This is a genomic window from Anabaenopsis tanganyikae CS-531 (genome assembly GCF_029891675.1).
In the GTDB taxonomy this organism is placed as follows: Bacteria; Cyanobacteriota; Cyanobacteriia; order Cyanobacteriales; family Nostocaceae; genus Anabaenopsis; species Anabaenopsis arnoldii.
Genome location: NZ_JANQDF010000123.1, coordinates 1 through 14,522 on the forward strand (window position 1 = coordinate 1; position 14,522 = coordinate 14,522).

Sequence of the window (14,522 nt, forward strand, 5' to 3'; positions counted from 1 at the left end):
TCATCAACCGCGCTAACCTGGGTATGGAAGTAATGCACGAGCGTAACGCTCACAACTTCCCCTTAGACTTGGCTGCTGGTGAAGTTGCTCCTGTTGCTTTGGCTGCTCCTGCAATCAACGGCTAAGAGATTCAGGTTAAGAGATTTAAATAACACTCTCTCTGATTGATCAAAGCGCTCTTCCCAACGGAAGGGCGCTTTTGATTTTGGGCTGAATTTCCTAAATCACCTGCAATCTAAATTTATAAAACTTTGTATATTAGCTAACTTTTTAATAGTAAACTATCAAACTAACATCAAATACTGTAGATAAGCAGTGTAACAAAATCAACAAAATATGGGTAAACAATTTAACCGAAGGAAGTTTTTACTTTATAGTTCTGCAACTATCGGTACTAGCCTTTTGCTCAAGGCTTGCGGGAATGAATCACCCAATGAATCACCCACTGCTACTGATAGCGGTGACACCATCAAAGTAGGTATTTTACACTCCCTCAGCGGGACAATGGCGATTAGTGAAAGAAGCGTTGTTGATGCTGAAAGATTAGCAATTAAAGAAATTAATGCTGCTGGTGGTGTCTTAGGTAAACAAATTGAGGCGATTACTGAAGATGGCGCTTCTAACTGGGATACCTTTAGAGAAAAGGCTACCAAACTAATTGATCAAGATCAAACTGTTGTCATTTTTGGTTGTTGGACCTCTGCTAGTCGCAAGAATGTTAAACCGGTGTTTGAGAGTAAAGACCATATGCTCTGGTACCCGGTACAGTATGAAGGTCAAGAATGTTCTAAAAACATTTTCTATACTGGTGCGGCTCCCAATCAACAAATTGAACCATCTGTTGACTGGATGTTAAAAAATAAAGGCAAAGAATTCTTTTTAGTTGGTTCTGACTACGTTTTTCCCCGGACTGCAAACACCATCATTAAGGCTCAATTGGAGGCTTTAGGTGGAAAAACTGTTGGTGAAGATTATTTACCACTAGGTAACGTAGAAGTTACACCCATCATCTCTAAAATTAGGCAAGCTTTACCCAATGGTGGCGTAATTTATAACACCCTCAATGGTGACAGCAATGTGGCATTTTTCAAACAATTAAAAGGGGCTGGATTAACAGCAGATAAATATCCCTCTATGTCTGTAAGTATTGCAGAAGAGGAAGTTAAAGCCATTGGTGTTGAATATCTCCAAGGTCACTATGCAGCTTGGAATTACTTTCAAACAGTAGACACACCTGCAAATAAAAAGTTTGTAGAAGCTTTTAAAAAAGAGTATGGTGCAGACCGGGTAATTAACGATCCCATGGAAGCAGCATACGTCGCCGTTTATTTATGGAAACAAGCGGTAGAAAAAGCTGGGACAACTGACTTAGATAAGGTTCGCGCTGCGGCCTATGGTCAAACTTTAGATGCACCAGAAGGTAAAGTGACTATGAACGCCAATCATCACTTGTCTAAAATTGTCCGCATTGGTGAAGTGAGACAAGATGGTTTATTTGATATTGTCTATGCTACCCCTGCACCAGTAGAACCAATTCCCTGGAATCAATTTGTCCAAGAAACTCAAGGATTTGGCTGTGATTGGTCAGACCCGGCTAAAGGTGGTAAGTACAAGCAAGTTTAAGTTAATAGTCAATAGTCAATGACCATTGACTATTGATATTTTTTGAGGATAAATAGGTGTTAATAGGTGTCTTAGAAGCTTTATTTAATGGTATTAGTATTGGGGCAGTATTATTAATTGCTGCTTTGGGACTAGCCATTATATTTGGTTTGATGGGCGTGATTAATATGGCCCATGGTGAATTGATGATGTTTGGGGCTTATACCACTTTTGTAGTACAAAATGGCTGCAAACAGTTGGGCGGAGTGTGGTTTGATTTTTATATATTTTTGGCTTTGATTATTGCTTTTCTATTCACTGCTGTTGTGGGGTTAGTGTTAGAACGGGGCGTGATTCGTTATCTGTATGGACGACCTTTAGAAACTCTCCTAGCAACTTGGGGGGTGAGTTTAATTTTTCAACAGTTTGTTCGCAGTGTGAATTGGTTATTAGTAATTGGCATATTCCTATTTTGTGTGTTGTTTTTTGGAGGTTTACGGATTTTAAATGCTCGGAGTAATGGGGGGAAAGTGCGTAACTGGTTTGTAGGATTGTTGTTGTTACTATCTCTGGGTATAACAATAACAATGGGAAATTTATTGAGTGAGCAACAGGTATTTACTCAACCTTGGTTTGGCGCTCAAAATGTAGATGTGACGGCTCCTGGTTGGTTACAAGGGGGAATGTCTTTAGGTGGTCTCCAATTACCATTTGCTCGCTTGTTTATTATGGCTTTGACAATAATTTGTGTAGGAGGAATTTATCTATTTTTACAGCGTTCTAACTGGGGATTAAGGATTCGTGCTGTCACCCAAAATCGCAGTATGAGTGCTTGCTTGGGTATCCCTACTCAAAAAGTTGATGCTATCACTTTCGCTTTGGGGTCGGGTTTGGCTGGTGTGGCTGGTTGTGCTATTAGTTTACTGGGTTCTGTAGGACCAAACACCGGACAAAATTATATTATTGATACCTTTATGGTGGTAGTGGTCGGTGGTGTGGGGAATTTAGCAGGAACTATTGTGGCGGCTTTGGGAATTGGTACGGCTAATTTTTTAATTGGTTCTGGGACTCTAGCTTTGGTGTTATCTCCTATTCAACCTTTAGCTGATGTGTTGAATTTCTTTGCGACTACAAGTATGGCCAAGGTGTTAGTGTTTGCACTGATTATCACGTTTTTACAGTGGAAGCCTGGGGGAATTTTTCCTCAAAAAGGTCGTACTGTTGATGTTTAAACCAGAAAGGACGCAGAGCATGAGTCAGAAGGGCGGACGGTTAATTTTAATTGAGATTGGGGTGGTGGTGGCGATCGCACTGATCCTGATTTTAATTATACCAGCAATGCTTTCGGGGTTTCGGTTGAATCTACTGGGGCGGTTTTTGTCCCTGGCCATTGTGGCTTTGGGTCTGGATTTAATCTGGGGTTATACCGGGTTGCTGAGTTTGGGACATGGGATTTTCTTTGGTTTGGGGGGATATGCGATCGCTATGTACCTCAAACTCCAAGTTCCCCCCGATGAATTACCTGATTTTATGGGGTTGTATGGCGTGAAAGAACTTCCTTGGTTTTGGTATCCTTTCTACTCTTTTCCCCTGGCCACAGTGGCGGTGGTGTTGATTCCCAGCCTACTAGCGGGATTATTAGGATACTTAGTATTTCGGAATCGCCTCAAGGGGGTTTATTTTTCCATATTAACCCAAGCCGCAGTAATTATATTTTTCAACTTCTTTAATGGTCAACAAAAACTGTTTAACGGTACTAACGGACTCACAGGTTTTAGAACCTTGTTTGGGGTGAATGTCAGTGACTCCCAAACCCAATTCATTTTCTATACCCTGACGGTAATTGTTCTGGCCTTCACCTATGGGATTTGTCGCTGGTTGACAAGTGGACGCTTTGGGCGATTATTAATCGCTATTCGAGATGATGAAAGTCGGGTGCGATTTTCTGGCTATAACCCCACAGAATTTAAAGTTTTAGTGTTTGCGGTCTCCGGTGCGATCGCCGGGATAGCAGGAGCATTTTATACACTTCAAAGCGGGTCAGTATCACCCCGAACCATGGATATTGCTTTTTCTATTGAAATGGTGATTTGGGTGGCGGTGGGGGGACGCGCTACCTTAACCGGGGCGATAGTCGGTACTTTATTAGTCAATTATGCGCGCACTTTTTTAAGTGAACAATTTGCCGAAATTTGGCTATTTTTTCAAGGCGCACTATTTTTAATAGTCGTCACAGTCTTACCTGACGGTCTCATGGGATGGTTAAAAAAGCAACAGATTCCTTTTTTCCACCGCCCTCGTCCCATCCCCACATATCCCACTTTAGAAGCAGACCCAGAAGTGCAACATGAACGCGAAAATCTTGGAAACTGAAAACGTCACCGTCAGTTTTGACGGTTTTAAAGCTATCAATCAACTCAACTTTAGCATGGATGCGGGAGAGTTGCGGGTAGTAATTGGTCCCAACGGTGCGGGAAAAACCACCTTTCTGGATGTAATTACCGGGAAAGTACAACCAACCATTGGGAGAGTTTTATTCAAAGGTAAAAATCTGCGTTCTTTACCTGAACATGAAATCGCCCGCTTAGGAATTGGGCGGAAATTCCAAACACCGCGAATTTACCTCAACTTAACCCCCCGTGACAACCTAGAAATTACTATTAACCGCCACAAAAATGTATTTTCCACCCTATTTCATCCCTCTCATACCACGGAAAATAATAGTATTAAAGGCTTATTAGAAACAGTTGGTTTAACCCCTAAAGCAGACATTCCCGCCGGGTTACTCTCCCACGGAGAAAAGCAACGTTTAGAAATTGGGATGTTAGTAGCACAGTCCCCCGACTTATTACTAGTTGATGAACCAGTTGCAGGGTTAACAGACGAAGAAACCTACAACATCGGACAACTACTATTAACACTCGCCCAAAGCCATTCAATTCTAGTCATTGAACACGATATGGAATTTGTCCGCCAAATTGCCAAAACCGTAACAGTATTACATGAAGGTTCCGTACTATGTCAGGGGAGTTTTGCACAAGTCCAAAATGACCCCCGTGTAATCGAAGTATATCTAGGAGAACAGCCAGAATAAAACTGCTGTTTTTTAACCCCTAGGGTCTGGAGCTTAGATAAATCATAACCGCCATTGAGAATCAAAAAACTGATGCTAAAAATTTCTCAACTTAACGTTTACTACGGTGAAAGCCATATTTTACGCAACGTAGATTTAAGCGTACCAGCAGGACAAATGATCTGCTTAATTGGACGTAATGGTGTAGGTAAAACCACTCTACTTAAAACAATTATGGGTTTACTCTCACCCCGCAGTGGCACAATTAACTTAAATGCAGAATTAATCAACTCCAAATCTCCAGACCAAAGGGCAAAACTGGGAATTGGTTATGTTCCTCAAGGACGAGAGATTATCCCCCGGTTGACAGTCAAAGAAAATTTGCTTCTAGGGTTAGAAGCTAGACCAAAAAACCGTAAAAAAGCCGAAATTTCCGAAGAAGTTTTTAGCTTATTTCCGGTGTTAAAAACTATGTTATCCCGCATGGGTGGTGACTTGAGCGGTGGACAACAACAACAGTTAGCGATCGCCCGTGCTTTAATGGGAGAACCACAGTTACTCGTTTTAGATGAACCCACCGAAGGTATACAACCCTCAATCATCCTGGAAATTGAAGCTGCAGTACGTCGCATCGTAGAAACCAAAGGGATTTCTGTGTTATTAGTAGAACAACACTTACACTTTGTCCGTCAAGCTGATTACTATTACGCCATGCAAAAAGGTGGGATTGTGGCCTCTGGTTCCACCACAGAACTGAGTCAGGATGTGATTCAAAAGTTTTTGGCTGTTTAAGTTTAATTTTGATTGGGTATTTTACCGTAAAGTCAAATCCTCACTACTAATACAGCGTGGATCTGGTAATGTAGCTTTTTCTGGCTCCCTGGGGAACCAAACCGCTGTGCGCTGACAAACTTTAACCAACATCAACATCACTGGGACTTCGATTAACACACCTACCACAGTGGCCAATGCAGCACCGGAATTTAAGCCAAACAACATCACAGCTGTAGCAATAGCAACTTCAAAGTGATTACTAGCTCCAATTAATGCAGCTGGTGCCGCATCTTCATAAGATATATTCAGTTTTAATGCCGCCACATAACTAATCAAGAAAATGAAATTAGTTTGAATAAATAGGGGTACAGCAATTAACAAAATGTGCAAGGGATTCTCAACAATCACTTCACCCTTAAAGGCAAATAGCAAAACCAAAGTAATTAACAAAGCAGTAATAGCAACCGGAGTGAGATACTTTAAAAACCGCCTTTCAAACCACTGTCTACCTTTGTGTTTAAAAATCCAATAACGGCTGTACATTCCTACCACTAAAGGTAAACCAACATAAATGATTACTGATAAAACTATGGTTTGCCAAGGTACTATTAAATCATTGGCTGCTAGTAACCACCTGCCCAAGGGTGCATACAAAAATAGCATTAATAGTGAATTTACTGCCACCATGACTAAGGTATGTCCCTGGTTACCGTATGATAGATATCCCCACATCAACACCATGGCGGTACAGGGAGCGATTCCTAATAAAATTGTCCCGGCGATGTAGGAATTAACTATTTCTGCTTCCCTCCCACGCAGTAATTCTGTACCTGTAATTAATGGACGAAATAACCAACCCAAGAAAAACTGCGCAAATACCACCATTGTGAATGGTTTAATTAACCAGTTGACTATTAAGGTGAGAATTACAGGTTTAGGGGCGCGGACTGCATTCACAGCTTGGGTAAAGTCAATTTTTACCATGATGGGGTACATCATGAAGAATAGACACACTGCAATGGGTAGGGAAACTTGATAAATACTCATTGCATCCAGTGCGATCGCCACCCCAGGAAATAACCTCCCTAGTGCAATTCCGGCTAAGATGCACAAAAATACCCAAACAGTCAAGTATTTCTCAAAAACACTCAGGTTACTCCCGGCTTTTAGCGGGGTTGTGTTTGTGTTGGTATTCATTGATATCACCTAAAATGAGGAATTATGGAAGAGGAGGTTATTTAACCACAACAGGAGTGTTTCCAGTTCTCACTTGGTGTTGTATCAGCAACTTTGACTACAAAAATTTCCCAACGGTTGCCATCTGGGTCTGTTACCCAAACTTTATCTTGTACAGCATAACAACAGTCTATATCTTCTTCAGTAAACAATGCCAGTCCTGCCTCTGTAAACCTTTGGATGGCAGAATGCACTGCTTGTGTACTTTCAACTTGTACCCCTAAATGAGACAAGGCACCACCAGACTGGATATGATTGGCTAGGTTGAGAGTTAGGTTTAAAGCCGGATGGGAAATATCAAATTTAGCGTAGTCAGCTTTATATTTGACGGGTTCCACACCAAACATTGCCTGATAAAATTCTACTGACTTGACCAGATTAGTCACGTTCAAAGCCACATGAGTTTTCAATACTGCCATAATTTATCTCGTTACAGAATTGATAAACATCTATATAGATGTTTATCAATATTTTGCCATAGCATATCGATAAGTGTCAATATATGAATATGAACTCGCCTATAGACCTGAAAAACTGTTGTAAACCAGTGCTATCCAGCTTCCTTAAGGCTGATGAAGTAGCAGAGATAGCAGCTATTTTCCGAGTATTGGGAGAACCAGCGAGACTACAACTTCTCAGTTTCATTGCTAACCGACCACAAGCCGAGGCCTGTGTTTGTGAGTTAATAGAACCTTTGGGACTATCACAACCAACTGTGAGTCATCATCTCAAGGTTTTATATGAAGCTGGTTTACTCAACAAAGAACGACGCGGCACATGGATTTACTATCAATTTGTGCCTGAACGTATTGAATTGTTGCAAAAAGTCTTAGCACTACCCAGCGTTGATGAACCTAATCTCCACCTTCGGATTTCCAAGCTATAGCTTGAGTCGGTTGTGGGTCAGGTAACTTCATCGTCACCAGTCCGGCTGCTAAGACTAATAACATGGATGTCCACAGACAACCTACTAAGTTAAAATATTGGAATACCAACCCTGATAACACTGTACCAGCTAATCGACCCCCGGAGTTAGCCATATAGTAGAAGCCAACGTTGAGGGCGACTTTATCGTCATCGGTGAACGCTAACACTAGGTAGGAGTGGACTGCTGAGTTAAAAGCAAAAACTACACCAAATACAAGCAGTCCCCCAATAATTGCGATGTTACCAGGTACGCCCAATTGTAAAGCCAAGGCGATCGCCGCGGGAACTGCTGTGAGGGTAAATGTCCAAAACTGGATAGTCTGAGATTTCGGTGGTTGACCAGAACCAAAGCGCTGGATAAGGGTGGGCGCTAAAAACTGAATCACACCATAACCAATCACCCAACAAGCCAAGAATCCACCCACTTGATAGAACGACCAGCCTAAATTTCCCCGTAAAAACACCGGTAACCCCACAACAAACCATACATCGCGGGAACCAAACAGAAAAAATCTCGCAGCTGAGAGAATATTAATTTCTTTGCTCTTAGAAAACAGTTGGCTAAACTTAACTTTGGCCTTGATTTTACCCATACCCCTAGGCAACATCAACCCGGTGAACATAATTAAGAACAGTCCCCCAGCCATAATTAATAGGGAAGAGGTAAAGCCAAAAGAAGACAACAGCACACTACCAACAAAAAAGCCTACCCCTTTAAGTGCATTCTTGGAACCTGTTAATACCGCCACCCACTTAAATAAAGATGACTGAGCCTCCTGGGGTACCACCAAGCGAATAGCACTCTTAGAACTCATTTTAGTTAAATCTTTGGCAATCCCGGAAAAGGCCTGGGCTACCATCACATAACCCACCGCCATCCACTGCGCCCAATTGGGATTCAGCCATGATAGCATGAATAAAGAAAAAACCTGTAAGCCAATACCCGTATAAAGAGTTACCTTTAAACCCAATTGGGAACCAATCCAACCCCCCAGAAAGTTGGTAATAACCCCAAAGATTTCATAGAATAGAAATAAAAAGGCGATTTGTAAGGGAGTATAGCCAATACTATCAAAATAGAGTAGTACCAGCATTCGCAAAGCACCATCAGTGATAGTAAAACCCCAATAGGCTAGGGTAACAAGAATATAATTCTTGAGATTAGCGCCAGAAGCTGTAGAAGATGTCATACACAATTGCGGAGTAGGGAGAAAGATTGTTACAGCAGATTTCCTTTGACTCAGGTAAACTACTAGTAGCTACTTACCTGCAAAATCCTATATTTCCCAATGACTAATAACTCAATGCAACCTTACGCGCCAGTTCAACCATCCGATTGGCGTAACCCCATTCATTGTCATACCAAGCCAGGATTTTGACTTGAGTTTCATCCACCACCATTGTAGAAAGAGCATCAATAATAGAAGAACGAGGATCATCTTTGTAATCAATGGATACTAAAGGACGCTCTTCGTAGCCTAAAATACCTTTGAGGGGTTCTTGTTCCGAAGCTGCTTTCAATAAGCTATTAATTTCATCTACCGTGGTAGGTCTTGCAACTTCAAACACACAATCTGTTAAAGAAGCATTCAGTAATGGGACTCGCACCGCCACACCGTTGAGCTTACCGTTCAGTTCGGGATAAATTAACCCAATGGCTGTTGCTGAACCGGTTGTAGTCGGAATTAGAGATAAACTCGTAGCCCGCGCCCGGCGTAAATCTTTATGGGGAGCATCAACTATGGTTTGAGTATTAGTATTATCATGGATGGTAGTAATTACTCCATGTTTAATACCTAAACCTTCATGAATTACCTTGACTACTGGAGCTAAACAGTTAGTAGTACAAGAAGCAGCAGTGAGCAGGTGATGCTTTTGGGGGTCATAGAGATAATCATTTACCCCCATGACTATATTTAAGGCTTCTTCCTTTACCGGAGCAGCGACAATTACTTTTTGTACTCCCCTTTTAAAATAAGGGTCGAGGGTTTGAGGAGTGCGAAACTTACCGGAGCATTCCAAAACCAAATCAACACCCAAGTCATCCCAGGGAACTGCGCCTGGTTCAGCATAATCACTGAAGCTGATAGTTTGGTTGTTAATTAAAACACTGTCAAAACCCGCTTCTACTTCTAGTGGCCAACGTCCATGGACAGAATCAAACTTTAATAAGTGTGCCGCTGTTACCGCACCGCCTTTAATTTCGTTGATATGCACAAAATCTAATTCTGGCCAACCCCATCCAGCCCGTAGAGCCAACCTGCCAATTCTACCAAATCCGTTGATTCCTACACGCACTCTCATATTTAATTAAGAAAGCTTTACTTTTATATCATTTCAAAAAAAATTGATATGTCAATGACTCAGAGGTTACTGTATACAAAAATTCATCAATAAAACTTGATATATCAGGAAAAATTATCGCAAGACTGAGCAGGAGATATTTCTCCTAACCGGCTATATTCTCCTAAATATGCTTCTAAAACAGCGAATTGGCTCAAATTCAAACTGTAATAAATCCAGCGTCCTTCTTGACGGGCGTTGACTAAGCCTGCTTCTTTGAGGGTTTTCAGGTGAAAAGATAGTTTTGACTGACTTACCCCCAAGGTATCACACAAGTCGCATACACACTGTTCCCGCTTTCGTAGCAATTCTACCGCATTAATCCTGATGGGGTCAGAAAGAGCATGAAAACCGGCAACAATTAAATGAGAATTGGTAGCACAGGGGGTAGACATCAGTGATTTTCTCTATTGTGAACCAGAGACTACGGTTTCGGGTTGATAACGGATACCAGCTTGTTTAAATCTGTGCAAAGCTTCACCCAAGCGATCGCACTCTGCAATCAAGCTGATCCTAACATAGCCTTCACCTGCGGTCCCAAAGGCATTACCAGGAGTAACAACAACGCCAGTTTGTTGCAAGACATCCAAGGCAAAATCCGTAGAACCCATACCCACGGGACACTTTACCCATAGATACATAGTAGCTTTGGTTTTGGGGATATCCCAGCCCAATTTTCCTAAACCGCTGATGAGAAAATCTCGGCGGGTGCGGTAGCGTTGTTGTACTTGATGTAAGTACACATCTGGTAGTTCCAAAGCTGTTTGGGCTGCGGTTTGCAAAGCGGCGAAAATACCATAATCCAAGTTAGTCTTCAGGGTGCGCAAACCTTGAATTACATGACGGTTCCCCACCACAAAACCCACCCGCCAACCAGCCATATTGTAGGTTTTAGATAAAGTGTGAAACTCAACCCCAATTTCCTTCGCCCCAGGAATTTCTAACAAACTAGTGGGTTGATAACCATCAAAAGCTAACTCGGCGTAGCATAAGTCATGCACCAGCAGAATTTCATATTTCCGCGCAAAAGCCACGATGTCCTCAAAAAATTCCCGGGGAGCGGTGGCTGCGGTGGGATTACTAGGATAGTTAAAATAGAGGATTTTCGCTTGTTGTGCAACTGTATCGGGAATAGCAGCTAAATCAATTAACCAGTTATTCTCTGGTTTGAGAATTAAACTATGAATTTTCCCCCCAGCAATTAGTGGACCGCGAAAATGGGCGGGATAGGCGGGAGAAGGAACCAGAATTAAATCACCAGGATTAATATAAGCGATCGCTAGATGGGCTAATCCTTCCTTAGAGCCCAGTAAAGGTAAAGCCTCACTATCCGGATCTAGAACCACATTATAGCGGCGATTGTACCAATTAGTGATAGCACTGCGGAAACTAGCAGTACCTTCAAAAGGCGGATAACCGTGGTTGGCGGGATTTTGTAACGCCGCCATTGCTGCTTCCACCACTGGCTGTGGTGTGGCACCATCTGGGTTTCCCATACCCAAATCAATTAAATCAAGTCCTTGTTCGCGCGCTTTAGCCTTCAATTCGTCTAAACGAGCAAATACGTAAGGCGGTAGCTGTTGTATGCGTTCTGCGGGGGTAATCCAATTCAAGCTCATTGTAAAACCTCTTCATTCATTCCCCTGGTGGAGACACGATTAATCACCTCTCTACTATCCGTTGGTGCGGTGGTAGAAACCATTGCAGCCATCAACTCTTCTGTCACAACTTTAAACGGTAGTCGATGGATGTCAGACTGGGGCGCTAAGGCAATTTCCCCAGCTGTTTGTAATTCTTTTAATGTAATTTTGCCTAAACCTAAATCATCCAAATTTCGCGGCAGTCCAATGTCTGCATAGAACTTTAACAACTGTTGCCGTGCCGATGCTGCTAGTTGATTACTTTGCAACATTTCTTCTAAACGCAGTTGCACCAAAATACCGTAGGCAACTTTTTCACCATGTATACTACCGTGTCCAGGGATGTGAGTTAACCCATTATGTACCGCATGAGCCGCCACCGTGCGACACTGCGCCCCTCCTAGCCCCCCAATTACCCCAGCCAGTAAAACTGTAGCATCTACCACTTCTTGCCAAACCTCACCACCTGGTTCTTTGAGGGCGGTAGCTGACTTTTGCAATAGTATATCTCGTAAAACTCGCGCTTGTTGCACTGCGGCAATAATTAAAGTTTGTTGAGAATTGCCACTGCTGACTGATGCTTCATACCATTTAGCGATCGCATCCCCAATTCCTGCCACTAATGTATGTTGTGGTGCTGTTTGAATTAAATCATAGTCAAGTATTAATAAATCAGGACAGCCAGACAGAGCCACATCATAGAGGAAAGCCCCGGTTTCCGAATAGACATTAGAAAGAGCAGTCCAAGCCGCGCAGGTAGCCGCAGATGTAGGAATTGTCACTACTGGTAACCGCAACTGATAGGCGACTAACTTAGCTGCATCCAAAGCTTTACCGCCCCCAAAACCAATAATCACATCAGCTTGGTGTTCCTGGGCTGCTGTCCTTAAAGCTTGTAAACTAGCTTCACAGCAATCTACACCATAACTCTTTACGGCTGTGACTAAATTTTCCTGGGCTAAAATTGGTTGTAGACTCTTTTGAGCCATAGTCACAGTAGAATTACCCGCCACTAATAAGGGACGAGTTCCCAGGCGGGAAATTTCTGCTGGTGTTGATTGTAAAACCCCACAACCACGCATTACCTTTCCGGGAGCAACTGTCAATGTCAATAATGAGTTAGAAGTTTGAGTAGACAAGTTTTTTGTAAAAGATTGACTGGGCATATAAATCTAGTGTGCCAAAACGTTGATAATTCTTAATCAAATTTTAGACTTATGTCCAGAAATTTTCGTTTCCATTGGCTCTAATCACGCCCATGCGGCTCCAACTCTGAACTACCAAATTTTTGAAGACCCAGAATTAACAATTATATATCCTAATCTAAAAAGCATCAATACTGTATAGTATAATACAAAAAAAATATGTTATTTTGTTGACAAAGAATTTTACCCGGGAGAACAAAAAATCAACGGGGAGAGCGCCGAGTAAAGATGAAACTTCACCAAAATCAACCATTTTCTACCCCGTGACCCTATAAAAACTTGGAACTAATTCAGCACTAAGAAGCAGCATCGGGTAATTGAGCGAATTTTTCCCAGTAAATTTGTAGCTCCATATTCCCATCTTCGCGACTAGCTAATGTCCGCTTAATTTGACCTAAGTAAAGAGGTACAGAAACCCCTGGTTCAGGATGAATCACAGTACGAGCGCGAATAGTCAGTTGATTATCTCCCCTTGTCCCCAGACGACCATAGGAATACAGATTACTAGCCGCTTGCAACAAAGTTGCTTCTAATTGTTCGGCTGAAATTTGAGGTGATGTAGCAATCACCGTTTCTGTAGAAGCATTATCATAAACTAAAGTATATTTTACCGCCCCTGGAATCACAGTGCGACTCAAAGGCACCAAAGACAGAGAAAATAAACCCGCAGTCAGCACCAACATAAAGCCGGTTGTACCCACCAGTCGAAAGCGGATACCCCACTTGACAATAAAAGCCAGCAATGTCAGGGCGGCGAATGCTATGGTGGCAATACCCGACCATTGGCCGTACTGAAGAAAGTCAGAAGTTGTCAGCATACAGATCAGCTACTTAGGTCTATTTTACTTGATGACGGACACATCCATTTTACCCATTAGTTGCACTCAGTAATTATGACTTAGCACCATATCATGTCTACTATGCATTTTCCCTTAGTAATGGTTTGTGGAAATTGAATAGCTATGATAATTACTGTTGATTTTACTGGAACTTGGGCAAAAAATGTATGATTGGTTACATATTTACCCATAAAATAATAAGCATTTTTACTATTGCTAGCTGACCCTTATCATAATACATTTTTTTACAGTAGCCAAATAAGAAGAAAAGAATCAGTAAATTTAAGGAAGAAGAAATTGAGTTACCAAAAATTTTCACCTTTTACCACTAAATTTGTAAAAGAAAACTAAGTGTTGCCATTTCGTTTAATTTAAGTTATTTAGTTCAACTTTTTGGATAATTTTTACTTATGAATTCATATTATCTCATGAATGTGAAACAAGGAGTTAAATTAAATTTTTTATACAAATTTTAGTGATTTATTGATTCATTTACATACTTAAATATCGTATTTTTCATTCTACCATAATCAGAGCATAAACTAATTATGAGCAAGCCATCTAATTCGGATAACACCCATATCGAAAAAGTAAATACCAAAGACCTATCTAGCTTAATTGATAAAAAAATTGATGAAATTAATTTCGATAGAGCAGAAGAGTATGTACAACGCTTACAGAAAAAATATGTTTACCAATCCAATCATGAAAACGCTCAGATTATTATAATCGGCAGGATACTACCAGGACTTACGCAACTGGCACAAATAGGGAGCGGAGGGAGCCGCGCCACGGGACAATTTCAATTAAACCAAGCACATAGGAATACTTGGGCGTTTGAGTTGCTGTATTAAATAATTAGACAGCAAATTATGCTTGATTT

Annotated in this window: 15 protein-coding genes and 1 pseudogene; 8 read left to right on the forward strand and 8 right to left on the reverse strand. The window is 41.5% G+C overall.

Features of this window, described 5'->3' with window-relative positions:
- The 6 genes and pseudogenes from NWP22_RS12380 to urtE form a co-directional block, all read left to right on the forward strand.
- Positions 1–125: pseudogene (locus tag NWP22_RS12380) on the forward strand (photosystem II q(b) protein); the annotation flags it as partial.
- 211 nt (positions 126–336) lie between these two features.
- Positions 337–1,623 carry an urea ABC transporter substrate-binding protein gene (gene urtA, locus NWP22_RS12385; RefSeq protein ID WP_280801955.1) on the forward strand — a complete coding sequence of 429 codons (1,287 nt, stop codon included), beginning with the start codon at positions 337–339 and terminating at the stop codon, positions 1,621–1,623.
- A gap of 56 nt (positions 1,624–1,679) precedes the next feature.
- Positions 1,680–2,834: an ABC transporter permease subunit gene (locus NWP22_RS12390; protein WP_271730583.1), complete on the forward strand. Its 1,155-nt coding sequence runs from the start codon at positions 1,680–1,682 to the stop codon at positions 2,832–2,834.
- A 19-nt stretch (positions 2,835–2,853) separates the two neighbouring features.
- On the forward strand, positions 2,854–3,975 hold the full coding sequence (gene urtC, locus NWP22_RS12395) for an urea ABC transporter permease subunit UrtC (RefSeq protein WP_280791174.1): 1,122 nt from the start codon (positions 2,854–2,856) through the stop codon (positions 3,973–3,975).
- Entirely contained in the window at positions 3,950–4,696 is a 747-nt protein-coding gene (urtD, locus tag NWP22_RS12400; RefSeq protein ID WP_271730581.1) for an urea ABC transporter ATP-binding protein UrtD, read from the forward strand. The genes urtC and urtD overlap by 26 nt, the downstream gene beginning before the upstream one ends.
- Before the next feature lie 72 nt (positions 4,697–4,768).
- A complete protein-coding gene (gene urtE / locus NWP22_RS12405) occupies positions 4,769–5,467 on the forward strand; it encodes an urea ABC transporter ATP-binding subunit UrtE (RefSeq protein ID WP_271730580.1) in 699 nt (232 codons plus the stop codon).
- A 21-nt stretch (positions 5,468–5,488) separates the two neighbouring features.
- On the opposite strand, the gene arsB is transcribed toward urtE, so the two are convergent.
- Entirely contained in the window at positions 5,489–6,646 is a 1,158-nt protein-coding gene (gene arsB, locus NWP22_RS12410) for an ACR3 family arsenite efflux transporter (protein WP_271730579.1), read from the reverse strand.
- A 41-nt stretch (positions 6,647–6,687) separates the two neighbouring features.
- Positions 6,688–7,104, reverse strand: a complete 417-nt coding sequence (locus NWP22_RS12415) for an ArsI/CadI family heavy metal resistance metalloenzyme (protein ID WP_271730578.1) — start codon at positions 7,102–7,104, stop codon at positions 6,688–6,690.
- Between the two features lie 89 nt (positions 7,105–7,193).
- On the opposite strand from NWP22_RS12415, the gene NWP22_RS12420 reads away from it, so the two are divergent.
- Positions 7,194–7,571 carry an ArsR/SmtB family transcription factor gene (locus NWP22_RS12420; protein ID WP_280801956.1) on the forward strand — a complete coding sequence of 126 codons (378 nt, stop codon included), beginning with the start codon at positions 7,194–7,196 and terminating at the stop codon, positions 7,569–7,571.
- Here NWP22_RS12420 and arsJ read toward each other — a convergent pair.
- The 6 genes from arsJ to NWP22_RS12450 all read right to left on the reverse strand — a co-directional run bounded on the left by arsJ (position 7,540) and on the right by NWP22_RS12450 (position 13,618).
- On the reverse strand, positions 7,540–8,802 hold the full coding sequence (gene arsJ / locus NWP22_RS12425; protein ID WP_280801957.1) for an organoarsenical effux MFS transporter ArsJ: 1,263 nt from the start codon (positions 8,800–8,802) through the stop codon (positions 7,540–7,542). The genes NWP22_RS12420 and arsJ overlap by 32 nt on opposite strands.
- 103 nt (positions 8,803–8,905) lie before the next feature.
- Entirely contained in the window at positions 8,906–9,916 is a 1,011-nt protein-coding gene (locus NWP22_RS12430) for an ArsJ-associated glyceraldehyde-3-phosphate dehydrogenase (protein WP_271730575.1), read from the reverse strand.
- A gap of 104 nt (positions 9,917–10,020) precedes the next feature.
- The gene (locus tag NWP22_RS12435; protein WP_271730574.1) at positions 10,021–10,350 is read right to left on the reverse strand and encodes an ArsR/SmtB family transcription factor; all 330 of its coding nucleotides are present in this window, start codon (positions 10,348–10,350) and stop codon (positions 10,021–10,023) included.
- A gap of 12 nt (positions 10,351–10,362) precedes the next feature.
- The gene (locus NWP22_RS12440) at positions 10,363–11,574 is read right to left on the reverse strand and encodes an aspartate aminotransferase (RefSeq protein WP_271730573.1); all 1,212 of its coding nucleotides are present in this window, start codon (positions 11,572–11,574) and stop codon (positions 10,363–10,365) included.
- Positions 11,571–12,761, reverse strand: a complete 1,191-nt coding sequence (locus tag NWP22_RS12445; protein WP_271730572.1) for an iron-containing alcohol dehydrogenase family protein — start codon at positions 12,759–12,761, stop codon at positions 11,571–11,573. The genes NWP22_RS12440 and NWP22_RS12445 overlap by 4 nt, the downstream gene beginning before the upstream one ends.
- Positions 12,762–13,096: 335 nt before the next feature.
- Positions 13,097–13,618, reverse strand: coding sequence for a Ycf51 family protein (locus NWP22_RS12450; protein WP_271730571.1), 522 nt, complete (start codon positions 13,616–13,618; stop codon positions 13,097–13,099).
- 569 nt (positions 13,619–14,187) lie between these two features.
- Between NWP22_RS12450 and NWP22_RS12455 the strand changes: the two genes are divergently transcribed.
- Positions 14,188–14,493, forward strand: coding sequence for a hypothetical protein (locus NWP22_RS12455; RefSeq protein ID WP_280801958.1), 306 nt, complete (start codon positions 14,188–14,190; stop codon positions 14,491–14,493).
- Positions 14,494–14,522: the final 29 nt, after the last annotated feature.